General features: G+C 48.9%; 18 protein-coding genes and 2 pseudogenes. 16 read left to right on the plus strand and 4 right to left on the minus strand.

Annotated elements, in window-relative coordinates; translation table 11 throughout:
• Window positions 1-36: 36 nt before the first annotated feature.
• The 4 genes from SCACP_RS05655 to SCACP_RS05670 are packed head-to-tail and all read right to left on the minus strand — an operon-like array spanning window position 37 to window position 8,284.
• Window positions 37-1,407 carry a TIGR02679 family protein gene (locus SCACP_RS05655; protein ID WP_425060407.1) on the minus strand — a complete coding sequence of 457 codons (1,371 nt, stop codon included), beginning with the start codon at window positions 1,405-1,407 and terminating at the stop codon, window positions 37-39.
• Entirely contained in the window at window positions 1,407-5,588 is a 4,182-nt protein-coding gene (locus SCACP_RS05660) for a TIGR02680 family protein (protein ID WP_425060408.1), read from the minus strand. Before SCACP_RS05660 ends, SCACP_RS05655 begins: the two co-directional genes overlap by 1 nt.
• The gene (locus SCACP_RS05665; RefSeq protein WP_425060409.1) at window positions 5,569-6,798 is read right to left on the minus strand and encodes a TIGR02678 family protein; all 1,230 of its coding nucleotides are present in this window, start codon (window positions 6,796-6,798) and stop codon (window positions 5,569-5,571) included. The genes SCACP_RS05660 and SCACP_RS05665 overlap by 20 nt, the downstream gene beginning before the upstream one ends.
• A 10-nt stretch (window positions 6,799-6,808) precedes the next feature.
• On the minus strand, window positions 6,809-8,284 hold the full coding sequence (locus SCACP_RS05670; protein ID WP_425060410.1) for a TIGR02677 family protein: 1,476 nt from the start codon (window positions 8,282-8,284) through the stop codon (window positions 6,809-6,811).
• A 303-nt stretch (window positions 8,285-8,587) separates the two neighbouring features.
• Here SCACP_RS05670 and hprK point away from each other — a divergent pair, with 303 nt between their 5' ends.
• The 16 genes and pseudogenes from hprK (at window position 8,588) to citF (ending at window position 24,924) form a co-directional block, all read left to right on the plus strand.
• On the plus strand, window positions 8,588-9,481 hold the full coding sequence (gene hprK, locus SCACP_RS05675) for an HPr(Ser) kinase/phosphatase (RefSeq protein ID WP_425060411.1): 894 nt from the start codon (window positions 8,588-8,590) through the stop codon (window positions 9,479-9,481).
• Window positions 9,482-9,555: 74 nt separating this feature from the next.
• Complete coding sequence (gene glcT / locus SCACP_RS05680) at window positions 9,556-10,413, plus strand: glucose PTS transporter transcription antiterminator GlcT (protein WP_425060412.1); 858 nt, start codon at window positions 9,556-9,558, stop codon at window positions 10,411-10,413.
• 144 nt (window positions 10,414-10,557) lie between these two features.
• Complete coding sequence (gene ptsG / locus SCACP_RS05685) at window positions 10,558-12,498, plus strand: glucose-specific PTS transporter subunit IIBC (RefSeq protein WP_425060413.1); 1,941 nt, start codon at window positions 10,558-10,560, stop codon at window positions 12,496-12,498.
• A gap of 65 nt (window positions 12,499-12,563) precedes the next feature.
• Window positions 12,564-12,821 (plus strand): HPr family phosphocarrier protein, encoded by a 258-nt coding sequence (locus SCACP_RS05690; protein ID WP_425060414.1) that lies wholly within the window; start codon window positions 12,564-12,566, stop codon window positions 12,819-12,821.
• Window positions 12,822-12,834: 13 nt separating this feature from the next.
• Window positions 12,835-14,571 (plus strand): phosphoenolpyruvate--protein phosphotransferase, encoded by a 1,737-nt coding sequence (ptsP, locus tag SCACP_RS05695; RefSeq protein ID WP_425060415.1) that lies wholly within the window; start codon window positions 12,835-12,837, stop codon window positions 14,569-14,571.
• Between the two features lie 5 nt (window positions 14,572-14,576).
• Window positions 14,577-15,076, plus strand: a pseudogene (locus tag SCACP_RS05700) (hypothetical protein).
• A pseudogene (locus SCACP_RS05705) lies at window positions 15,073-15,477 on the plus strand (DUF444 family protein); the annotation flags it as partial. The pseudogenes SCACP_RS05700 and SCACP_RS05705, both read left to right, overlap by 4 nt.
• Before the next feature lie 159 nt (window positions 15,478-15,636).
• Window positions 15,637-16,614: a GntR family transcriptional regulator gene (locus SCACP_RS05710; RefSeq protein ID WP_425060416.1), complete on the plus strand. Its 978-nt coding sequence runs from the start codon at window positions 15,637-15,639 to the stop codon at window positions 16,612-16,614.
• Between the two features lie 5 nt (window positions 16,615-16,619).
• A complete protein-coding gene (gene glmS, locus SCACP_RS05715) occupies window positions 16,620-17,030 on the plus strand; it encodes a methylaspartate mutase subunit S (RefSeq protein ID WP_425060417.1) in 411 nt (136 codons plus the stop codon).
• A gap of 17 nt (window positions 17,031-17,047) precedes the next feature.
• Window positions 17,048-18,430, plus strand: coding sequence for a methylaspartate mutase accessory protein GlmL (gene glmL, locus SCACP_RS05720; protein ID WP_425060418.1), 1,383 nt, complete (start codon window positions 17,048-17,050; stop codon window positions 18,428-18,430).
• Window positions 18,431-18,454: 24 nt separating this feature from the next.
• Window positions 18,455-19,906, plus strand: a complete 1,452-nt coding sequence (locus SCACP_RS05725) for a methylaspartate mutase subunit E (protein ID WP_425060419.1) — start codon at window positions 18,455-18,457, stop codon at window positions 19,904-19,906.
• Between the two features lie 48 nt (window positions 19,907-19,954).
• Window positions 19,955-21,205: a methylaspartate ammonia-lyase gene (locus tag SCACP_RS05730; RefSeq protein ID WP_425060420.1), complete on the plus strand. Its 1,251-nt coding sequence runs from the start codon at window positions 19,955-19,957 to the stop codon at window positions 21,203-21,205.
• A gap of 16 nt (window positions 21,206-21,221) precedes the next feature.
• Complete coding sequence (locus tag SCACP_RS05735; protein ID WP_425060421.1) at window positions 21,222-22,163, plus strand: alanine-tRNA synthetase second additional domain-containing protein; 942 nt, start codon at window positions 21,222-21,224, stop codon at window positions 22,161-22,163.
• A 51-nt stretch (window positions 22,164-22,214) separates the two neighbouring features.
• Window positions 22,215-22,505: a citrate lyase acyl carrier protein gene (gene citD, locus SCACP_RS05740; RefSeq protein WP_425060422.1), complete on the plus strand. Its 291-nt coding sequence runs from the start codon at window positions 22,215-22,217 to the stop codon at window positions 22,503-22,505.
• Complete coding sequence (locus tag SCACP_RS05745; RefSeq protein WP_425060423.1) at window positions 22,505-23,380, plus strand: HpcH/HpaI aldolase/citrate lyase family protein; 876 nt, start codon at window positions 22,505-22,507, stop codon at window positions 23,378-23,380. Before citD ends, SCACP_RS05745 begins: the two co-directional genes overlap by 1 nt.
• The gene (citF, locus tag SCACP_RS05750) at window positions 23,377-24,924 is read left to right on the plus strand and encodes a citrate lyase subunit alpha (protein WP_425060424.1); all 1,548 of its coding nucleotides are present in this window, start codon (window positions 23,377-23,379) and stop codon (window positions 24,922-24,924) included. The genes SCACP_RS05745 and citF overlap by 4 nt, the downstream gene beginning before the upstream one ends.

The following is a 24,924-nucleotide window of genomic DNA, read 5'->3' on the forward strand; positions in this document are numbered from 1 at the left end:
AGTCCCGACTACCTTGATGGTGCGGGACTTCTCTGTTCAAGAAGATAAATCTTGGATTAGTTCATTCACAAGCGTTTCTTGATACCCTGCACGCTTTGCCGAGCGTAGCGCCTGCACAATATCGGCTAAAGCCGGGCTGGTTACAGAGTTGAGCTTTTTTAAACGGCTAGCGGTAATTTCCACGGTTTCTCCTGCTTCTTTCAAACAAGTAAAGTAATCGTCGAGCGAATAGCGCCAAAGCTTAACCTGGTTGGGATAGCGTGATAACAGGCGGTCTGCCATGAGCAGACCTTCCGGGTCAAAATCGCCTGAGTAGTACAGCGTGCAGTTGCCGGCCGTTAAGCGGTCAATGGCCGCCCAGGAGGCCAGCTTAAAATTGCCGTGGGTGCAGAGAAGCGGCGGCAGCGGCAGGGAGTTTGCAGTAAAGTAGTCGATAATTGTTGAAAAAATGCCGGCGTTTTCCACAATGTAGACATTCTTCCGGGATGCAGACGGGGAAGAGGCTTGCGGGCCGGCAGGCACAATATGAGAAAGGTTAACAAGCTCCCGCAGGGGGATATTGAGAACTGCCCCGGCGAGCCAGGCTTCCCGCCAGTAGACAAGCTCCCGGCTGCCTGTAGTGAATGTTTTAAAGGCGGTAAGACCGGAGCAGGTAACAAAGTTTTGCAAATCGTCGCGCAGCAGGTGAAAGGAATATAACAGTTCGGCTTCTTCTTCGGCCGGTGAACGCAGAGAAGGCTGCCCGTGGTCCGGACGGCAGCGCTTGTGGCTGATGAGTTTAAGCGCCTCAAGGAATAAACGTCCGGCAGGGGTGTCGGCGTCTAAGGCGTGCGGATTACCGGTAATACGTCCGGCGAAGAGCGGCAAACGCTCATAGCTGTCAGGTAACTGGCTGAGGGCATTTAGTGTTATTGTGAAGAGGCTTTGGTTTTCAGGCGCCCCTTGCTCATACGCGGCCTGAGCGCGGCGTGTGCCCGGGGCCTTGTGGCGGACAGCCGTAAGCCATGTGCGGCATGGCTGATTGCCGTATTTGGATATAAGCCTGGCAAAAAATTTGTCTCTGGCCGTATCTGCCAGGGTTTTACTTTCCTGGTTGGTTATTACCGGCGTCTGCGCGTAAGCATTGAGTATAGTAATTATGTTGGCTCCCGCAAAGCGGGTCTGTTCCAGCGCTTCAGCAAATTGCGCAAAGGAAATGGTAATCGACGGTTTGTTATCATAGTTCATCCGGAAAAAAGCCGCCAGAGACTGGGCTTCTTCGGGAGAAGGCCTGGTCAGGGTTACTTTACCGGCCAGCCGGCCTAATGTCTGGTACTTTTTAATAAAAAGGCTAAACAGCCGGTCAAAGCCGCGCTGACTGCGAAAATAAGCAGCCGCGGCGTTAGCCAGTGTGTCAAGTGTATCCATTAGCTAACCTCGTCATAGAGCAGGCGGCGGGCATGTCCGTCCCAATGATAGCGGACAAGGGAAACATAGGGGGCATTTTTGGGCCTGACCAGTTCGTAGATGGAAAGTTGGCTTACTGTATCATAGTCGCCCCAGAGCGCCTGCGAGTTCATGATATAGTTGAATTCCAGTTTCTCCACTAAATCAAACATTTCGCGAATGTTATTTTCATCAACACCGGCAAAGGCTTCATCCAGGGAAATGATGCGTGGGGCATCGGCTCTGGCTTCGCGGTAGCGCGAGCAGGCTGCGGAAAAAAGCGGAATATACATGGCCATAGCTTTTTCGCCGCCGCTGAACTTGCCAAAAGCATTGTTGGTCAGTTCTTTTTTGGGCATGCCTTCCCGGCGGTAGAATAGGGTAAAGGCAAACCATTTGCGGAAATCCAGCAGTTCTCTGACAATATGCTGGAAAGAGTCGGAGCGTGAGGCCGCCTGCGTTTTGGCTTGCTCAATGCGCGATTGGAAATGACGGACAACGCGTTTCATATCCTCTTCTTTTAACAGACGATGGTCGGCGCGGAGCAGCTTCACCAACTCTTCGGTATCCAACTGATTGTCATCATCGGCTGTGAGCGGTTTCCACTGCAGCGAAAATGCCAGGCCGCTTGATGTATCAAGACTTTCCATTAAATCATTCATTTGCGCTACCCAGTTCTCGGCGCTGTTAATTCGCTTGCTGATAATCCTGCCAATGCTGTTCATGATAACTTCTTCATACAACTCTCTGTCCTGCTGAGACAATATAGCTTTCTGGTCGGCAATCTGCTTGTCAATCAGTTGGAGCGCAGCCTGCGGCGTCATCCGCCGTCCGTCATATTCCAGCGTAACCCGTTTGCGCCGGGTTATTTGCTTGAGTTCGCTGATATGGCGGTTAAAAAACTCCTGGTCTTCCACCGGCGGGATATTTGGCGGCTGAACACTGTCAACCAGAATTTCATCAAGCTGCAGGCGGTATTCCATAAGCAGTGTGTTTTCTTTGTAATAGCTTTCAGTCAGCCTTGTGCCAACTTTGTCGCGGTCTAGTTCAGGTGTTTCCAGTACCGAGGCATATGTGCTGACAACTGTTTCGGCATCAGAAAGTTTTTGTGTTTCGTCATCTGTTTGTCCGACAAGGCGCAGTGCCGCTTCTTCGGCAAACACTTGACGCCAGCACTCGCACAACTGGCGGGTGAAGCTTCGTTCATGCTCAAGCAGGGTGATTTGGTTTTCGAGGTTGTTGATTTCAGCTCTAAGGCTGGCAATAGTATTTACTGCTTTTTCAATCAGGGCAGGCAGCTCAGCCAGGCGGGCCACTACTTCCTGGCTGCGTCTGCGGATATCTTCGGCGCCCAGAGCGGCCAGGCGGGCGTTTATATTCTTTAACTCCAGGTCCAGTTTAGCCAGTTCTTCCGACAGTAACAAACATTCACCTTTTAATTCGTCCACATCGGTTTGCAGTTCAGACAAGCGTTTTTGTGTCAGTTCAACATTTTTCCGGCTGTTGATAAAATTGCGACAGGCCAGCTCAAGTGCATGCAGCTGACTGCGGTATTCTTCGGCTTGCTGGCTGGCGGCGGCGTAAGCACTCTCGGCAAGCGGCAGCTTGAGACCGGAGGCCAGTTGTCTAAGCTGGTTGGTCAGGGCTTGTACTTTGTTTAGACTCTCCCGTAATGCTGCGTTTTTGCGGTTGGCATCAGCTTCCAGGATTTTAACTTCCCGCAGGGAGTTTTGCCATGCCTGATAAGCGGCTTCCAGGATTTGCGCAGTCGGAAAGCCGGCCAGGCAGGCTTCCAATTCAGTGATTTTATCCAGCACATGGTTGTGTTCGGCAGTAAGTGACGCCAATTCCTGCCCGCAAGTTGCAAGCGCTGCTTCCAGCCTGGCAATTTCCTGCAGGCGGTACTGTCGCCGCGCTTCCTGTCCGATATATAAAGCAGTATCGCGGACAGGTGCTTGTCCGGCAATAAGGCCGCTCCGGTAGGAGCCGTATCTGACTGACACGACAGGGGCCGGCCCGCTTGCCGTTAGAAGGGTATTATCTGCTTCATTTACAATAATACTGCGCAACACATCATCAATGTCGGCGGCTGACACTTGTTGTCCGGCAGGCGGTGTCGGATGCAGGTAATCAGCAAGTGTGGCGCACATAATGGCAGGTTCGGGGTGAATAACCCGGTCAAACAGCTCGTCAGGCAGCCGGTCAACTGCTTTTCTGGGTACAACTAAGGCATCAAGAAGGCCAATTTCGGCCAATACTGACTCAATCCGTTCGCGTTCTTGGGACGATACGTTACTGTTAAACTCCACGGCGGCATAAAAGGGTAGAAAAGGAATTTCCAGAGAAGTCAAAGTTTCGCGGGCTTTAAAGGTATCCTGATGGCGAACCGGTTCAGGGTCTTTTTTTATTTTCCAGGACTGCAGTTCTGCTTCCAGATTGCGGCGTTCGGCTTTTTTCTGCTCGGTTTTGAGCGTAAGTTCCAGTTCCTGTTTGCGCCAGATATTTTCCTGGCGTTTGAAGGCAGCTTCTGCCGGTCTAATTACCTCCTGCCAGGCAGTGTCTTCATAAAGGCGTTGTATGGCCTGGGCTATCTGGCTGATTTCTTCCGGTTCAACAGGCAGAATTTCTTTACTGTGGGTAATCCATTCGTATACCCGGGCCAGCAGTTCTTCCCGCTGGGTGAAAAAAATCTGTTCTGCATGGCGGGCTTGTTCCCGGGCGGTGTCAAAGGCCTGCTGTGCTTGTTCTGCCGCGAGGGCAGCCGCTTGCTGTTCGCGTTTGGCGGCAGCCTGGGAACGGAACTGGTCGACAATGGAATTTAGCCGGCGGTGATGGGCGGCAGCTTCGGCTTTCCACACATCAAAAGAATACTGCTGGCTGTAGTTTTTTTCAAAGTTGGCGGCAATTTCCGCATGGGCGGCAAAATCGGCTTCTTCCGCCAGTGCCGCCAGTTCCTCCAATACTTCCAGCATCTCAATTTCCGCTTGATCCAGTGTTTCTTGCTGCTGCTTGAGCGTCGCTTTTTCTCTTTGCTCGGCTTGTTTTTTTCCGGCCAGTGTTTCCGACTTGTCCCGGTATTTTTGTTGCAGCAGGTTTATTGCTGTTTCGGTAGCATGTTTTTGTTTTTCGGCCTTAAATACGTCGTGGGTATCCAGTTCTTCTTTTTCTTTTTGCCGGGCGGTAAGCTCCCGGTCATAAGCTGCTTTATTATCCAGTTCTTGTATCAGTTCTTCGGCTTTGGCTGTTTTTTCCTTGGTTCGTTCGAGATAAATGCGTTCCAGTTTTGCCAGCGCTTTGTCGGTTCGAAGTTTTTTCTGGGCTTTTTCCGCCAGCACGAAGATATTGTACTGGTCATAGTAACGGCTCAAACGTCCGAGCGCCGCCTGGTCGCGTTCTAACATGGCGATTTGCTCTTTGGTCTGTTCCATATTTTCAATGGTATCAGAGAGCGGGCGCAGTTCTTCGTCAGACAAGGCCGGCAGTGAATTGGTCAAAATTTCGTGAATAACGCTGGGGCGGAAATCTTTGGACAGTTTGGGACTCCGTAATTGGATTAACAGTTCCATTAAGTCTTTATAACTTTCAACTGACGTAAAGCCAAAGACATATTTATTGACCAAGGCGGCATATTCGCTCTGGCTGCGGACGACAAAGCCGCCCTGCGGGCCAATGGCCCGTTCGAGTTCGGCCCGGGTGAGGGGAATGAGTTCGGGTTTGCCGTCGGCATTATACTCTGTTTTGGCAAGGAACAATTCGTGATTAATACGCCGGTTGTCGGTAATGATAAAGCCCCAAAAGTCCAGATTGCCGCCGCGTTTGGCTTTAAGGCCGATGCCGGTGGTCAAGTATTGTTCGGTGTGCTTGCGCTTGTACTCAAGGTAGAGGTAACCTGTTCGTTCGTCGCGGTCAACCACATCCTTCTCGCCCAGCAGGTAGTCTTCCATGCGCCGGTCTTTGGAACCAAAAGGGTCAAGGCGGTTAGCGGCAATCTTGCCGTCTAACAGTACGGTAATCAAACTCTGCATGGTAACCGACTTGCCGGAACCGTTAAGGCCCCTGAGCAGCAGTTTGCCGTCAGAGAAAAAGTAGTCTTCCTGGTCGTAATACCAAAAATTAAGAAATCCGGCGCGGTGCATTTGCCATTTATTTATGTTGGTCATCATTATTCTCCGTTATTTCTCCCGGTTTTTCTTTACCAGGGTGATAATCGCTTGGGTAAACACCAACCGTGCGGCCAAGCAGCGGACTTAAGACAATAAGGCCAAGTTCATCATTTACCCGGGCCATCTTCCAATCGATCAGTGCCGTAAGCAGCTCTTTGGTCAGGCGGGTCACCGTCATGTCCCGGTATTCTTTGGTCCAGCCCGAGCCGGTGGTATTCCGGCATTTCTCCAGCAGGCGGTCAAACTCTACCGGGGTAAGGGTAAGCTCCTGTACGGAAGACGCTTTATTAGCCGTCCAGTAGTCACGGACAACTGTGGCAAAGTGCAGCATAACCCCGGCAATACCGCTTCTGTCAGGGAAAGCGGTGAGTTGAAAACGCCTGTCATTCGGCACGGTGAGCATAGCAACGTCTTTGTACAATTCGAATTTAAACAGGCTGTGGTCTTCCAAATCTTCCCGCAGGCGGTTACGCATGTTTCTAAGATACAAAAAATCATCTTCTTTGGCTTCATGCCGTTCATAGCCGGGTGTTAAGAAGAGTTCCCGGTACACGCGGTGTTTGCGGGCCCGGCCGGTGAGTTCGTTGTCGTCGGCGTATTCGGAAGCCAGCAGTTCTTCGATGGTGCCGTATTGACACAAATCCTTGGGATAAGAGCGCAAAAAGTAACGGGACATTAACGGCACTTCGAACAAAGCTTCGCTGTCGGCACTGTTGGTAAACCCGGCGATATCCCCGTCCACCTTGGTCACAATGTGGTATTCGCATGCCATAGTCAGCACCCGCACCAGCGATTTGCGGCATTCGTAGCTTTCCCAACTGATTTTTGGTTCCCCGGTATCCTCGTCTCGGGGATAAATGGCGAGTAAGCCTTCGCACAAATCGCTTAGCAGGAATTGTTCGTCAATGCTTTTTTCTTCAAGAAAAGCCAGTAAGCAGCAAAGCAGCGCATAATCGCGCGGCTGCTGCAAAGCGGCAAACCCCATCCAACTGGCCGGCTTGACAGGAATTTTCTCCAGTTTGATGAATTGCCTGTTTACAATTAACTGGAACCCGCATTTGTCGGCAAAGTAGTTGCGCAGTGCCTGTTCCCGCCGGCGGATAAGCTGGTATATTTCCGGGTCTTTTTCGCGGATTATCCAATAATTTTCAAGTAAATGCAGTGCTGCTTCCCGGTCTTCGTCATCAAATTTTTCGATTATACTTGCCATGCTGTCACTCCTATATCAAGAATTCAAAGGCGAAATCGGGAAGGGTCAGTTTGCCGTCAGGACAAGCGAGGGTGATTTGGCGGTCACTCAGCTTGACAAGCCGTATTTGCCGGCCTGTATCGGTTTTGGCAGTATGGGTGGGGCTGGCCATGCATTTGCCAATCCAGTTTAACAACGTTTTGCGAATAAACGGCACCTGCTCGCCCAGTGTGGCGATAACGATTCGGTTGCCGTCTATCAGTCCGTCAATTAACGCCTGTTCCTGGGCTTTTTCTTTCAGATATTCCGCCCGGGCGGTTTCCTTTTCCGCCGTCCGGCTGACAACAGCGCCGGGTTTGGTTTTCTCCCGGTAAGTGCTGACACTGGGCTTTACGGTTACTGTTGTCGGTGGGTTATCCCAAATTACGCCGTACATATCTTCGCTTTCGGCAGGTTCGGCATAGATGTGGCGGATGCCGGATGTACCAAATAATACGGCTGACAACTCATGCGCAGCCCGGATGTCTTCCAGGCGGTCAAACCAGGCGGCTAAGTAGAGGTAATCCCGATAGCGACTGCGAACGGTGTGTTGCCTTTCACCCAGACGCTGGGCAAAGCGGGTGATCCGGCGAATGGTTTCGGTAGTCTCGCGCTCGAGGGAGAGCAGTTCGCTGTCATGGCCCGGGGTTCCGAAAAACCAGTCGTTGAGACTTGTCCATTGCTCCCGGCTGCGCTCAATAAGTTGTCGGCGGTCTGCCTTCTCATCCAGACGGGGAATGCTGAGCTGATAGTCGGCAATCTTTTCCGCAGCCAGGGTAAACTGTTCTGGCGAAATCTGTTTCAGCACGGTTTCGATATTGTAGGAAGCGTGCTGCAATCCCAGAATAAAGCGTCTGATATACTCGGCAAACGCATCTTTATACGCCAGAAAAGCCTCGTTCATCATACGTTCTTCGACTTTTTCGCTTTTTAAATAAGCGATATAGTCGGAGGCGTTTTCCACAATCTTCCGGAAATAGCTGTAGACGTCTTCCCAAGCCTGGTTGAGTTCAGCGCCTTCCAACTTGCCGGCTTCTTCGGCAAAACGCCTTAAGGCAGCCAGCAGCCTGTCAAACAGCGTAGCTTCCAACGAGCCGCCGAAGGACTGCCCTAACTCGTGCAGTTTTTCTACCATCCGCTCAATTTCAATAGTATACGGAGTGCATTGATAGCGGAATTTTTTCCTCTTGAAATCTTCGATGGTCGTCACCCGTCCGGTTTCCTGGCGGGGGATGATATTTTTCCAGTCGCTGAGTTGCTTTAAATCAGCCTGTAACTGCTCTTCGGTATAGTCGGCAAAATACGGGTCCTGTTTCAAATGGGCATAAATATCTTCCGGATATAAATAATGCCTGAGTTTTTCGTGCTGGACGTAAAAGAAGCGTAATATACTCCGGTAACGCCAGGCATTTTCCGCTGTTAAATAGGCAGCTTCGGTAATCGGCTTTAACCGCTGTTCATAAATCACAACAAAATGCTCCTATTTTTTGTTTTATTTTTGCTTTTAAGCTATTTTCTACGTTTTGCGACACAATTCCTTTTATTTATTTCTTGCCAAAAACATGAATAATAAAACCGGCACCTCCTGTGTTTTTACTTTGAGCGTGTCACAGTTGGCCGGTGATGTTATAGGTTCCTTATTGCATACCATAATCAAAATACGGTGAAGCTAATTGAAGGAGTATTTTGTAAAAGTATCGAGACAAAACGCGGCAAATAGTGATAATATAATAATATTAAGAATTATCAAAAACAAGAAAGAAGTGTAGACGTGTTACAGGTAAGTCAGTTGGCTGAGGAATTTGATTTAAAAGTTCAGGGCGGCCACGGTGGATTAAGCAAAGAGATAACAGATTACAGCCTGAAACGTCCCAGTGCCGAATTATTTGGTTTTTTAACATATTTGACTCCTAAGCGTATTCAAGTGTATGGGCGGACTGAGCTAGGCGTAATCCAACAACTTGACGAATCGGTGCGGCGGGAACGCCTTGCACAAGTGATGGTGGCCGAAGTTCCTTGTGTAATTTTTACCCGGGGATTGCCAATTCCCAGGGAGTGTATCGAATTAGCCAACGAGCGGAATATTCCTCTACTAACAACGGGTCGATCTACCACCCAGCTTTTTTATTTGTTGATTCGTTATCTTACGAATCATTTGGCGCCAAGTACGCTTGTCCATGGTGTATTGGTAGATGTATATGGTGTGGGTGTACTGATTACCGGTGAGAGCGGAATCGGTAAAAGTGAGACAGCTTTAGAATTAATAAAAGGCGGTCATTTGCTGGTTGCGGACGATGCTGTGGAAGTGCGGCGTGTTGATGAAGAAAGTTTGCGGGGGATTGCTCCCCGCCGTATTCGCCATTTGCTCGAGGTACGTGGTCTGGGAATTCTTGACGTTACGATGTTGTTTGGCGCCGGTGCGGTACGGGATGAAAAGGATATTCATTTGATTGTGCACTTGGAAGAATGGCAAGAAGGTAAGATGTATGACCGTTTGGGTATAGACCCCCCGCCAACACGCCAAATTTTAGGGATTGCTATTCCGGAGCTTACTATCCCGGTTCGCCCTGGGCGTAATCTTGCTTCCATCATTGAAGTCGCTGTAATACAAAACCGCTTAAGATCATATAAAAGTAATCCTATTAAAGAGTTAGGTTTGGACTAGACTACAGGTTTAGCATAAAGAACCAGGCGTCAGGATATGTTGGCGTTAAGAAGGTTTCAAAAGGATGGATTTGATTGGACGATGAAAAAGGATATATTCTAAAAAAAGTTTTAAATAACAATGCCCTCATTGCCCTTGATGAAGGACACAAAGAAGTTATTCTTATTGGAAAGGGAATTGGTTTTCAAAGGGCAAAAGGAGATAGTATCCGGCATGATGCAAAGATCGAAAAGGTGTTTGTTCTTGCTTCGGAGGGACAGCGAGAACAGATGCAGCGTCTTTTTACCGAGAATGATGAAGATATCCTGAGGGTTATCACCGAGTATGTGAAGTATGTTGAAGGAAAGCTTGAACGAGCTTTTACCACCCAATTTTTTATTGCCTTAACTGACCACCTTGTCTTTGCTATCAAAAGACTGCAGCAAGGGATAAAAATTCATAACCCTTTTTTATATGATGTTCGAAGCCTTTATCCGTATGAATATTCTTTGGCTCAAGAAGGGACAACTCTTTTGGAAAACCGGTTAAAGATTACTATTCCGGAAGATGAGATTGGCTTTTTAGCGCTTCATATCCATAGCGGGCGAACTAATCAAGACTTGAGCCGAATGAACCGTTTTTCCGGGCTGATCGTGAAACTGATTAAAGTGATCGAAACTGAACTGGAAATTGAGATTGATAAAACAGGATTAGATTATTCCCGCCTTGTGACACATCTCCGTTATGCCATAGACCGGGCAAAACGCAATGATTTTGCGGAAAAAGAAAATTCTCTAAGTCAGTTATTGCAAAAAGAATATCCCGTATGCTATAATATTGCCTGGAAGATAGTAAAAATTCTGCAAAATCAATTAAAGGTTGACATTCCCGAAGCAGAAGTCAGTTATCTTACCTTACACATCCAAAGAATATTGGAGCGTACGAAAAACTAAATAATTCGTGTGACTGATCCGATCAGGCATGAGTATATTTCCAATGGTAGCGAATACTATCAATGGAATTTTACTCATGCTTTTTTATTTCCTTTGTTGATTCATTTATCTAAATATAAAAAAATCAAAGAAAAGAGGGATGTTATGTTTAAGAAAGGGTTTGAGGTCTTGCAACAAATCGGCAGAGCCTTAATGACACCTGTTGCTGTTCTGCCGGCTGCCGGTCTTTTGCTTCGGTTTGGGGACAAGGATCTATTGAATCTGCCGGTGATCAAGTCGGCAGGGGGGGTTATCTTTGATAATCTGCCGCTGGTCTTTGCGGTAGGTGTAGCGGTTGGTTTGGCCGGAGGTGAGGGAGTTGCCGGTTTGGCCGCAGTTATTGGTTATCTGATACTGACTCAGACTTTAGATAATATGGGTGTTGTCCTGGGGGTGCAACCTCCTTTCCAAGGAGCGGCTCACCTCATCAATATGGGGGTTTTCGGCGGAATTATCATTGGCTTGCTTGCCGCCGTATTGTACAAGAAGTTTCATGATGTCAAACTGCATCCTGTTCTTGGCTTTTTTGCCGGCAAGCGCTTTGTGCCGATTATAACGGCCGTATCTTCTTTAGGGCTTGGTGTAATCTTTGCTTTTATTTGGCCATCGATACAAAACGGAATTGACGTTGCCAGTACTTGGGTTATGTATTCAACTTTTGGTCCGTTCTTTTTCGGGTTTATACAACGTTTGTTAATTCCTTTCGGGCTCCATCATATTTTTCAAACCCCGTTTTACTTCACCATGGGAAGTTATATTGATCCTGAAACCGGCCGGGTAGTTACCGGTGAGATGGCCCGTTTCTTTGCAGGGGATAAAACAGCAGGCCGCTTCATGGTAGGTTTATTTCCTTATATGATGTTCGGTTTACCGGCGGCAGCCCTGGCTATGATCCATGAAGCCCGTCCCGAGCGGCGCAAGGTGGTGTCCAGTTTGCTCATTTCTGCCGGGCTGACTTCGATGCTTACAGGGATTACTGAGCCGGTAGAGTTTGCCTTCTTATTTGTCGCTCCTGCCTTGTTTCTTATTCATGCGCTCCTGGCCGGAGTCTCCTTCACGGTAATGGATATTCTCAATGTGAAACACGGCTATACTTTCTCCGGCGGCGGAATCGATTATTTCTTAAATTATGGATTGTCAACCAACGGCTGGATTGTTATTCCTTTTGGCTTATTGTTAGGCGTGCTCTATTATGCTATTTTCCGGTATGCCATCCGCAGATGGGATTTAAAGACCCTGGGACGCGAACCGGAGGAAGAAATACAACCGGATGCACAAGGAAACCAAGATGGTTTGGCCGCAAATGTCCTGAAAGCTTTAGGGGGAAAGGACAACTTAACGGCACTTGACGCTTGCATCACCCGGCTCAGGGTAACTGTTAAAAATCCGGGTCTGGTCGATAAAGCCGCTTTAAAGCAGTTAGGCGCGGCCGGTGTTTTAGAAGTAGGCCATAATTTTCAGGCGATTTTTGGCACACAATCTGATACCTTGAAGGGGCAAATTAAGGAAATTATGCGCGGAAGTGGGGGTGGAACCTCGTTACCGGTGGCTAGCGAAAAAAAGCAGGTCGCTGAAGGCAAGCAAACAGAAGTTGCTGTTTATGCACCGCTATCCGGCGAAGTTGTTGAGCTTGCGCAAGTACCTGATCCGGTTTTTGCTGAAAAAATGATGGGAGACGGGTTTGCGATTAAGCCTGCCGCTGGTCTTGTACTCTCGCCGGTTAAAGGGAAAGTTCTTACCACTTTTCCGACAAAGCATGCTGTAGGGCTGATTGCCGAGAACGGCCTGGAATTACTCATACACGTAGGTATTGACACAGTCAAACTTCAGGGAAAAGGGTTTGAACTGTTGGTGCAAGAAGGCGCTTTGGTTGAGGTGGGAACCCCGTTGTTAAAGGTTGACTTAGCGTATATTAATACCCATGCTAAATCCTCAATTACACCAATTATATTTACAAATTTAAAAGACCAAACGGTAGAAGTAACAAAAATTGCGGCTATGGCTGGAAAAACTGTTGTATGTACCGTTCGTGGCGGTTCAATATGAGTTCTACAGACTGTTAATACGATAATGAATATTAATATAAGATCTTGAAAGGAATGGTATTGATTATGGAAAAAACAATCATTATTAAAAATTCTTCAGGATTACATGCACGGCCGGCAACACTGCTTGTCCAGAAAGCAAGCGGATTCCCCTGTAAAATTAGTTTAGTCAAGGGAGAAAAAGTGGCCAATGCCAAGAGTATTATGAATGTACTTGCTTTGGGAATAGGCCGGGATGAACAAGTGACGATCATTACCGAAGGTGAGCGAGCGGACGAAGCTTTGCAAGTCATTGCCGAGTTTCTGGAAACATTAACAGAGTAGTAAGGAGGGGGTAATGATGGAATGGACGGGTATTGCCGCAGCCGCAGGTTATGCCTTAGGCAGGGCATTTTTACTGCAAGAACAAGAATTGCAAGTAAGTAAGCAAAACCTCCCGCCGGAAAAAGTCGAACCGGAAATAAGCCGTTTGGAAGAAGAAATCCGCCAAGCGATTGAGGAAATTAAAATGATTCGGGAGACAACCCGGCAAAAGCTCGGCGATGAGCAGGCAGCTATCTTTGATGCGCATATCATGCTGCTTAACGACCCCGAATACATTGGGGGTATTAAGGAAAAGATCAAGTCGGAAGCTATGAACGCCGCAGCGGCTGTTCAGGAAGTGACAGACCAGTTTTTAAGCCTGTTTGCCGGTATCGATAATGAATATATCCGGGAACGCGCTCTTGATTTACAGGATGTCAGCCGCCGTCTTCTCCGGCGCTTACTGGGAATACAGTCACTGTCTCTAGGTGATGTTCAGGATCAGGTGGTTCTGGTTACTCATGACTTAACACCATCAGATGCCGCTCAACTGGACCGGGGCAAAGTGACTGGCATCGTGACCAATATTGGCGGGCGCACTTCCCACTCGGCAATTATGGCTCGTTCGATGGAGATTCCTGCTGTTGTCGGGTTACAGGATATCGTGGCCAAGGTCACACCGGCGGATTTTGTGATTGTTGACGGAAACGAAGGTAAAGTATTCATTAATCCGCCGGATGACTTAATTCAAATATACCGGGAGAAGCAAGAAAACTTCGAGTTCCGGAAAAGAGAATTCAAAAGGTTGGTTGATGAGCCTTCGGTTACTCAAGACGGGGTTAGGGTAGAACTTGCAGCTAATATCGGTAATCCTGATGATGCCAGGGTAGCCCTGGAAAATGGGGCTGAAGGGATTGGTTTATACCGTACCGAGTTCTTATATATGGGCAGAAATGAATTGCCTTCTGAAGAAGAACAATTTGCAGCCTATAAAGCGGTGGCGGCTCTGTTTGGCATGAATCATCCGGTAGTTATCCGCACTTTGGATATTGGCGGTGACAAAGAATTGCCTTATATGGACATGCCTAAAGAAATGAATCCGTTCCTGGGATACCGGGCCATTCGCCTGTGCCTTGACCGGACTGACATTTTTAAGACCCAGCTCAAGGCTATCTTGCGTGCCGGTGTTTACGGGAATATTAAGATGATGTACCCCATGATTGCAACCCTTCAGGAACTCAGGGCAGCGAATAAAGTGCTTGAAGAAGTGAAGCAGGAACTGTCGGCGGCAAACATCCCGTTTAACGATGCTATGGAAGTCGGCATCATGGTCGAGATTCCCAGTGTTGCCGTTTTAGCGGACCAGTTCGCGAAAGAAGTTGATTTCTTTAGCATCGGGACAAATGATTTAGTCCAATATACCATGGCTGCTGACCGTATGAATGAACAAGTGTCTTATCTGTATCAACCCTTTAATCCGGCAGTGTTGCGTCTCGTTCAGCACGTTATCGACGCAGCCCATGCCGCAGGAAAATGGGTGGGAATGTGCGGGGAGATGGCCGGTGATTTAACCGCAATTCCAATTTTATTGGGGATGGGACTTGATGAGTTCAGTATGAGTGCAGGCTCGATCCTGCCGGCGCGTTCTTTGATTCGTCAGTTGAATCAGCAGGATATGGGCCGTATTGCGAAAACTGTTTTGGCGATGGATAGCGCTGAGGCAATAAAAGCGTTTGTTGAGCGGGAAGTCCCGCTTATTACCCGATTGTGACAGATATGAAGAACAGCTGGAGAAGCTCATTTGACGCGCATATTGCTCCCCATACCATTGAAGTGGCCTCGATGTTCGCCATCATGACCCGGCTGACGCCGTCAGCCAAAGTAGATCCCCTGACCAAGCTCAAAATTTACAATGGTGAAGAGATTGTCGAGAAAGGATCAACCAAAAAAGTCGATATTATGGAACTTAAGGAACAAGCCCGGCGGGAAGGTATGACCGGCATCTCGAACCGCTTTATCGTGAAAGCCATTGATACCGCGCTGTCGGAATCAGATCATAACTGCGTCAATCCCATCGCTGTGCTGGACACTCTGGTTAAAGCCGTCAAGGAAATGGTCATTGCCGAGGAGGAGAAAAAACGCTACCTGGGTTTTTGCAGGATACCATCAAGAAAGAATACAATAAGCTGCTGGAAAAAGAAGTAACCCGGGCGTTTATTCACGGCTATCAGAAACAGACTGAGAGCCTGATGTTGACTACCACTCCAATGCCGTAGTCATTTGCATTATGGATACATCCGGTTCTATGGACCAGACCCGAAAATACCTGGCCCGCAGCTTCTTTTTCCTGTTGTATCAGTTTGTCCGCTACAAATATGAGCATGTCGAAGTAATATTTATCGCCCATACCACCGAAGCCAAAGAAGTGAATGAGGATGAATTCTTCTACAAAGGTGAATCAGGTGGCATTTATATTAGCAGCGGCTGTGACAAGACGCTGGAAATTATTGAACAGCGCTACATGTGGAATATATACGCCTTTCACTGCTCCGATGGCGACAATTGGAATGACGATAATCCAAAAGCGGTGGAACTGGCCAAGGAGATACGCGAGATATGTAGCAAGGTTTTAAATCATATCTTAATAATAAACCTGTTTCAATTGCTCCATGTGTGAATACACTATAGCAAATTGGGACAGGTTTTTTGTATTCATTATAATGTACTCCGTGTAAGAATTTTCTTGCTTTTTGTCTATAAATATGCAATAATAATAATGAAAAACAAAATTGGATTAATCCATTAATCCAATTTTGAATTGGCTGGAGTGATGGCTGTGATTGTGCAAAAACTTGGCGTACCCATTTACCTGCAAGTGAAAGCGTACATTTTGGACAAAATAAAAACGGGTCACTATAAGAAGGGTGACAAACTGCCGACTGAACGCCGGTTGGCGGAAGAACTTGGCATTAGCCGTAACACTGTCAGTGCGGCGTATAAGGAACTGCTGCTGGAAGGAGTGCTGGAGGCGCGGCAAGGCCGCGGCACTTTTGTCCGCGAGCAGAATGATGATTTGCTGGCAACCGGCGCTGATGTTGCCGGCAGCCGCCTTGAACGGGCGCTGAAAATAATTGATGCGGCCATGGTCCAGGTAGTTGAGCTGGGGTTTACGGTTGAGCAGTTTGCCGCTATTACTGGCATCAGAGCTAAAGAAAAGGCGTTAGCCACCCGCGAACTTAGGGTAGCTGTTGTTGATTGTACCTTAGAGTATGTTGAGCGGTTTGTTGCTCAACTCGGACAAGTTGCCAAAGCCCGCTTTGAACCGGTTGCTTTAGCGGATCTGGTGGCGGGTGCTGTTAAAGCAGAGTTTCTTGCGGCTTGTGATTTGGTCATTACGACAGCGGAACATCAAACGGTTGTCACTGAAATTCTCGGTAACAACGCTAAACTGATGACTGTATCTGCCGTGCCAAACCTTGAAGCGGTAATCAAATTGGCCCGCTTGCCGGCAGGTACAGAAGTAGTTGTTGTCGCCAAAACCCAAGACTTTGTTATGGCTCTCAACCGTCTCATGGCCAAGATCGGCTACAACGGCATTCATCTGGCGCCATGTATCGCTGATGACCGGGAACAGGTAAGACAATGTATAGCAGGATGTAACGTAATTGTTGCCGCTGAAACTGTAGAGCGGGTCGTTCGCCAAGTAGCAGCTGAAACACAGGATATCATCACTTTTTATTATGAAATTGACCAGGGGTCGCTCCAACAGGTGGTCAGCCGGTTGGTGGCAGAAACAGATAAAGCAAAGGAGTAGAGAAAATGTCAGATAAGGTAAAGGTTATATTAGGTGTGATTGGTGCCGACTGCCATGCTGTTGGTAACAAAATCCTCAATCACGCCATTAGTGCTGCCGGGTATGAAGTGATTAACCTGGGTGTGCTGGTGCCGCAGGAAGAATTTGTTAATGCGGCTATTGAGACTGATGCCAAAGCCATTCTGGTGGCCTCGCTCTACGGTCACGGTGAGATTGATTGTCGTGGTTTAAGAGACCGTTGCCGCGAGGCCGGTATCGAAGATATCCTTCTCTATGTGGGCGGCAACCTGGTTGTCGGCAAAACTGATTTTAAAGATGTTGAACAAAAGTTCCTCGCAATGGGTTATGACCGGGTGTATGTGCCTGGTACTTTGCCTGACAAAGTAATTGCCGATCTTAATGAGGACTTGAAATAAAAAAAGGGGTCTTTGCGTTGAATAACGTTTTACTTATCGATTTTGGCAGCACTTACACCAAAATTACCGCAGTAGACGTTGACCAGGAGCAAGTTTTAGGCACTGCCAGAGGTATAACAACTGTTGAAACCGATATCATGGACGGCCTGAACCAGGCGCTTGCCGCATTATTTGCCAAGACCGGCGAGCTTGAATTCAACAAAGTTCTGGGCTGCTCAAGCGCTGCCGGAGGGCTAAAGATGGTGGCCGCCGGTTTGGTGCCGGAAATGACGGCTGAAGCGGCCAAACGGGCGGCGTTAGGTGCCGGCGCCAAGGTTCTCAAGGTATTCAGTCATGAACTGAGCGAATACGAAATTGCTGAGATAGCCGCTTTGCAGCCGGACATTATTCTTCTGGCCGGCGGTACTGACGGCGGCAATCAGAAAGTTATTCTGCACAATGCCGGAATGCTGGCAGGACTTGGCCTTGATGTGCCGGTGGTAGTGGCAGGCAATAAATCGGTCGCGCCGGCAGTGGTTAAAATCCTGTCAGAAAAATTGACCGAGGTGCGCCCGACCGAGAATGTCATGCCTAAGCTTGATGAACTTAATATCGAACCGGCCCGGGCTGCCATCCGTGACATCTTCCTGCGCCGGATTACTGAAGCCAAAGGCTTAAACCGCGCCAATAAAATGGTTGACCGGATGGTAATGCCAACACCGGCTGCTGTTCTCAAAGCCGCTGAACTCTTGAGCCAGGGCGGGGGCGGGGAAAAGGGTCTAGGCGACTTAATGGTGCTTGACATTGGCGGCGCAACTACCGACGTGTATTCAATCGCCAAAGGCGACCCGACTGTTGGCGGAGTGACGCTCAAAGGGCTGCCGGAACCGTTTGGCAAGCGTACTGTCGAAGGGGACCTGGGGATGCGTTACAGTGCCGGGGCGCTTCTGAAGGCTGCCGGCGCCGAGATGATCAGTAGATACGCCGTAGTAAGTCCGGAGGAAGTAACTGCCTATGTCGCTAAGGTTGAAGCCGATATTGACCACTTGCCCCAGGATGAGACTCAAGCTAAGATTGAAATTGCTATGGGCAAGGCGTGTGTACGCCTGGGGGCTGACCGGCATGTCGGCCAGCTTGTTACTTACTTTACCCCGATGGGGACCAGCTATGTCCAGACCGGGAAAGATTTAACCAAAGTTACCACCGTAATAGGTACAGGCGGCGTAATCGTTAACAATTCCGAACCTGAAGCCATTCTTAAGGGGATTTTATTTGACGAGACCAATCCCCAGGTGTTAAAGCCGCAGTATCCGGAATATCTCATTGATAAAAATTACATCATGGCGGCCATGGGGCTGTTGGGGGAAGAATATCCGGCTGTGGCTGTACGGATGATGAAAAAATATATCGTTAAGAAATAGTCATATTAGAGGAGGCAATACCCCATGGAACTTAAGAATAAAAAGTGGACTCATGACAAGTTTTATGCCATCCGTCAGGAAGTGCTCACTCACTGGCCGACAGGCAAAGATGTAAACCTTGAGGAAGCGGTAAAATATCATGAAAATATTCCGGCAAAGCGTCATTTTGCCAAACGTCTGGTGAAAGCCAAGAAGAATGGGGAAACACTTACTCAGCCGCGTGCCGGTGTGGCCCTCATTGATGAACATATCAACCTGTTAAATTACCTGAAAACTGAAGGCGAAGCCGATCTTTTGCCAACTACTATTGACAGCTACACCCGTCAGAACCAGTATAAGGAAGCCCAAAACGGCATCGAAGAAAGTCTGAGAGCCGGACGTTCACTCCTTAACGGCTTTCCGGCCGTTAACCACGGTGTCGCCGGCGTACGCCGGGTTGTGGAAAGTGTTGACGCGCCGCTGCAAGTCCGTCATGGTACTCCTGATGCCCGTCTTTTAGGTGAAATTACCATAGCTGCCGGGTTTACCTCCTATGAAGGCGGCGGTATTTCTTACAATATTCCGTATGCTAAGAGTGTTTCGCTGGAAAAAACCATTTACGACTGGCAGTATTGTGACCGCATGATCGGTATTTATGCTGAACACGGCATTGAAATTAACCGTGAGCCATTCGGCCCGCTGACAGGCACGCTGGTACCACCCAGTGTTTCCCACTCGGTAGCTATTATCGAAGGCATTTTGGCCGCTGAACAAGGCGTAAAAAATATTACTTTAGGTTATGGTCAATGCGGTAACCTTATACAAGATATTGCCGCCGTCAAGGCTCTGGAACAACTTGCGGAAGAATATATGACCAAGCACGGTTATCATGACACCGTTTTGACCACAGTATTTCACCAATGGATGGGCGGTTTCCCCCAAGATGAAGCCAAAGCATTCGGTGTTATCTCCTGGGGGGCGGCTGCCGCAGCATTGGCCAAGGCTACTAAAGTTATTGTCAAGACTCCGCATGAAGCGCTGGGCATTCCTACCAAAGAAGCCAACGCCCAGGGACTCCGTACCACCAGGCAAATGATTAACATGCTTAAAGATCAGCCGTTCCAACTGACTGCCGAACTGCAAGCCGAAATCGACATTATTAAAGCCGAAAGCCGTTGTATTCTTGATAAAGTATTTGAGATGGGCGGCGGCGACTACGCTATCGGCGCTGTTCGCGCTTTCGAAGCCGGTGTGCTTGACGTGCCGTTTGCTCCCAGCAAGTTCACCCTGAACAAAATCCTGCCGGCCCGCGACAATCATGGTGCTGTCCGCCTGTTTGACGTCGGTAACCTGCCGTTTACTCCTGATCTCGTTGCTTTCCACCAGGACAAAATAGCTGAACGGGCAAAGGCTGAAGGTCGCGCACCCAGCTTCCAAATGGTAATTGACGATATTTATGCGATTTCCAAAGGCAATTTAGTAGGACGCCCGCGCTAGTCGCGCGGGTTTCCTCCCATCTAACTAAATTTAAAGGAGTTATATGTAGTGAAAATAGTTGATGTAGTTTGCGCTAAAGGCCGTACCGGTTTTTATTTTGATGATCAGCGGGCGATTAAAGCCGGCGCTGAGCATGACGGCTTTACTTATCTTGGGCAGCCGATTACCCCTGGTTTCAAAGCTGTACGCCAAGCCGGCGAAGCAGTATCTGTTATGATTATTTTAGAAGACGGCCAGATTGCCTACGGGGATTGCGCTGCCGTTCAATATAGCGGCACCGGCGGGCGCGACCCGTTATTTTTAGCCGAAGACTTTATTCCGGTTATTGAAAAGATGATAAAACCCCGCCTGGTTGGCCGTGAGCTTGTTTCCTTTAAACAACTGGCTGAGGAAATTGATAATTTACATGACGAAAACGGCAAACGCATTCATACTGCTCTCCGCTATGGCGTTACCCAAGCTATTTTGGATGCTGTCGCCAAAGCCAAGAAACAGCTCATGTGTGAGGTAATCGCTGCCGAATACAACACTCAGGTGAGCGACAAGGAGATTGCTATCTTTACCCAGTCCGGCGACGACCGGTATAATAATGTTGACAAAATGATTATTAAGCACGCCGAAGTGCTGCCCCACGGCCTTATCAACAACGTTAGAGAAAAGTTGGGCGAAAACGGCGAATTGCTGGTAGAATATGTTAAGTGGCTGAGAGACCGGGTTGCCAAGCTGCGCACCACTGCCGATTATGCGCCTGTGCTTCATATCGACGTATACGGTACTATCGGCCTGGCCTTTAACAATGACATTGACCGCATGGTAGAATACTTCCGCAAACTCGAACAAGCTGCTGCGCCGCTTACCCTTCGTATCGAAGGCCCGGTTGATGTTGAAGACCGTGATAAGCAGATTGCGGTGCTGGCTGAGATTACTTCCCGCCTCCGCCGGGAAAACATCAGGGTTGAGATTGTGGCTGACGAGTGGTGCAATACTTATGAAGACATTAAAGAATTTGCCGACAAAGGCGCGGGCGACATGCTGCAAATAAAAACTCCCGACTTGGGCGGTATCAACAATATTATTGAATCAGTGCTGTATTGCAAGCAAAAAGGTGTTGGCGCTTATCAGGGCGGTACATGCAATGAGACCGACCGTTCGGCTCAGGTATGCGTCCATATCGCCATGGCTACCCAGCCGGTACAAATGCTGGCTAAACCCGGGATGGGGGTAGATGAAGGCTATATGATCGTCTACAATGAAATGCAGCGTATTCTGGCAGTACGCAAAGCCCGCAAATCAGCCTAGAAGAAGGAGGACCGGCATGAAGTCAACCGTTACGCTGGGACTGGGTGACCAGCTCATGTATTCCAGCTACTTTGCGCCACGCGGCCGCAACCGGATGTATACTCTTGGTCAACAGCTGAGCGAACGCTATTTATCGCCGCTTGACCGACTTATCGGCATCATCGGTGATGCCGGAGCCGGCAAGTCATCGTTGGTAAAGGGAATGTTTCCGGGATTAGAACTTACCAACGACGACGACGGTGTTAATATCCGGCCGTTACCGCTGCTCAAGAATATTGACCGGGGGTTTTTCTCAAGCCACACGTACCATGTTGATATCCGGTTCGAACTGGCGTTTACACAAATACATGTTCTGGCAGATGCAGTCCGGCAGGCGTTGGCTCATGATAAACGGGTTATTGTTGAACATTTTGACCTTTTATATCCCTTGCTGAAAACCAACGCCGATGTGCTCATCGGCGTTGGCGGCGAGGTCATTGTCGTGCGTCCGACGGTGTTTGGGCCGGTGCCCCAGGAAATACGGGATGTTGTTGTTAAAACCCTCCGGTACCGGAAAATGGCCCATACGGCCGAAGACCTTACCAATCGAATTTTGGTTCAGGATTATGGCGCAATATTGGAATTTAAGCACCGTGATGTGCATCACGGATTTGTCCTTGACTATCCGCTGGAACTTTCGGCCGATTTAAAAGAGGTTGAACGTAAAGTTAGAAATTTGATTGATGAAGGTATCAACATCAGCTATTGTGACGAAGGCCATATCAAAATCGGCGATTTGCTATGGTCATGTTCCGGGCCGCGCACGCATGTACGCAATACTGAGGAAATTGAAAACTTCCGTCTTATCCCCGAATATAAATATGATCCGAAAACCAGGACCTATCTTATCATCGGTCTTGTCGGTCCGAAGTCTGATACTCTTGATGGGTTTACGCTCTTAAACACCATCAATTCCTAACGTTGAGTATAATGCCGTATTTTACTTCAGTTGCTTTTAAAGGAGGTAATTATGTACGAACTTAAGCCGGCGCAAGCCGGCACTCTTGAATCAAATGACATTATGATTACAGTAGCTCCCGGACCCATCGGAAGCGGTGTAGTCATTGAACTTGAGAGCATTGTTCTGGCACAATACGGTCAAGCAATCAAGAAAACCATTGCTGGTGTAATTGGTGAACATAACATTACTGATATATACGTTAAGGCTGTTGACCGGGGAGCGCTGGACTGCACCATTAAGGCGCGTACCCTGGCGGCTCTTGGCCGGGCCGGCGTTATTGCTTCAAAGGAGCTGATCTAATGGATTTGCGCCGGACGATGTTGTTCATGCCAGGCAATAATCCTGGCATGCTGCAAAATGGTGGGGTATTCGGGGCTGACGCTATTATTCTTGACCTCGAAGACGCCGTTGCTCCCCAGGAGAAAGACGCTGCACGGCTGCTGGTCGCTCAGGCTTTACAAACCGTGGACTATGGTGACAGCGAAAAAGTAGTGCGTATTAATACTCTTGATACTTTTGGACGGCAAGACATCAAAGCTATCGTGCCCTGCCGCCCGGACGCCCTGCTGGTACCTAAAGTCGAAAGCCCTGAAGATATTAAGGAGGCCGCCCGGTTGGTGGCGGCTTACGAACAGCCTGGCCAAACACCTGTTAAACTTATCGCGCTGCTTGAGACGCCGTGCGGTATTGCCGAGGCTTACCGCATTGCCCGCGCCGATAAACGGGTGGTGGCGCTAGCCTTTGGCGCCGAGGATTACACAACATCTTTGGGGGCTAAACGGACCAAAGAAGGAACGGAAATATTCAGCGCCCGGACAATGGTAGTCAACAGTGCTGCCGCCGCCGGGGTGCAATCAATCGATACGCCGTTCACCGATGTTAATGATCAGGACGGGTTAATTGCCGATACCGAACTTGCCAAACGGCTTGGCTTTAAAGGCAAGCTTGCGATAAATCCCCGCCAGATTGACGACATCCATAAAGTATTTAATCCCACTGAACAGGACATTGTTTGGGCTGAACGGGTTATTAAAGCCATCCGTAAGGCTGAGGCTGAGGGTTCAGGTGTGGCGTCGCTTGACGGCAAAATGGTTGATGCGCCGATTGTTGCCAGAGCCGAGCGCATACTGTATCTGGCTCAACTGTTGGGTTTGGCAGGAGGAGGCTTACTATGAACCAAGTTATAAATGCTATTGGCCGGAACCTGCCGGAATATATTGACGGATACGGCAAGGTACGGCCGTTTGCCGGGGCATTTGCCACCGCACCTGATATGCCGCGCCAAGCGCCGAAAGTTAAACAGATTTTTCCCGGTGAGCAAAAACTGGTAGCTGATCTGGAAACCGTGTTTAAACGCATTCCCATTACTGACGGCATGACCTTGGGTTTTCACCATCACTTGCGCAACGGCGACGGTGTCGTCAACATGGTGCTTGCCGTTGCCGCCAAGCTGGGGCTTAAAAATTTAAATATTGCTTTAAGCTCGGTTTTTCCGGTACATGCGCCTATTGTTGAACATGTCAAAGCCGGCGTGGTAACAGGACTTGACACTAACTATATGTCCGGACCGGTGGCCCAGGCAGTATCACGTGGTTTGTTCCCCCGCCCTGTTATCTTAAGAACCCACGGTGGCCGGGCCAGAGCCATTGAGTGTGGTCAGCTAAAAATCGACGTCGCCTTTATTGCCGCGCCTACCGCCGACGATTACGGCAACTTGAACGGTGTTAACGGCCCGGCGGCCTGTGGTTCGCTGGGATATGCCATGCCAGATGCCCAATATGCTGATCATGTTGTGGCTGTAACTGACAATCTGGTTCCATACCCGCTGTCGCCAGTCTCTATTCCCCAGACCCGGGTTGATTATGTTGTAAAAGTTGACTGTATTGGTGACCCTAAAGGCATAGTATCGGGAACAACTAAAATAACCCGCGACCCGGTCGGGCTTAAAATCGCCCAAACCACCGCTAAAGTTATCAGGGCCGCCGGCCTTATCAAAGACGGCTTTTCCTTCCAGACAGGCGCCGGCGGCGCATCGCTGGCTGCCGCCTATTATGTGCGTCAGATGATGGAAGAGTCTGGTGTTACCGGCAGCTTTGCCCTCGGCGGCATAACCGGCTACATGGTGGAAATGCTGGAAAAAGGTTTGTTCAGAACAATAATCGATGTGCAGGGTTTTGACCTGGATGCTATACGTTCGTTAGCGACCAATCCCAATCACCTGGAGGTCGGCGCTGATTTTTACGCCAGTCCGTTTAACCTGGGGGCGGCTGTAAACAAGCTTGATGCGGTAGTACTGGGTGCTACGGAAATTGACACAGGTTTTAACGTTAATGTTGTGACCGGCTCGGACGGGGTTATTATGGGCGGTTCAGGCGGGCACAGTGACGCCGCCGCCGGTGCTAAAGTTACTATTGTTGTTGCCAATCTTCTGCGGGGCCGGTTGCCGATCATCATGGACAGTGTGCTGACCGCCACAACACCCGGCGAAACGGTAGACGTACTGGTTACCGAACGCGGTATAGCCGTTAACCCGCATCGCCCTGATTTATATGAAAAGTTCCAAGCTGCAGGATTGCCGCTTAAAAGTGCAGAAGAACTAAAAGCCCTTGCTGAAAAAATTGCCGGCCGGCCTGAAAGCATAACAACCCGGGACAAAGTGGTCGCCGTGGTCGAGTACCGTGACGGCACGGTAATTGATGTGGTAAGGCAGGTAGATTAG

The organism is Sporomusaceae bacterium ACPt (genome assembly GCA_041428575.1).
In the GTDB taxonomy this organism is placed as follows: Bacteria; Bacillota; Negativicutes; order Sporomusales; family Sporomusaceae; genus Sporomusa_D; species Sporomusa_D carbonis.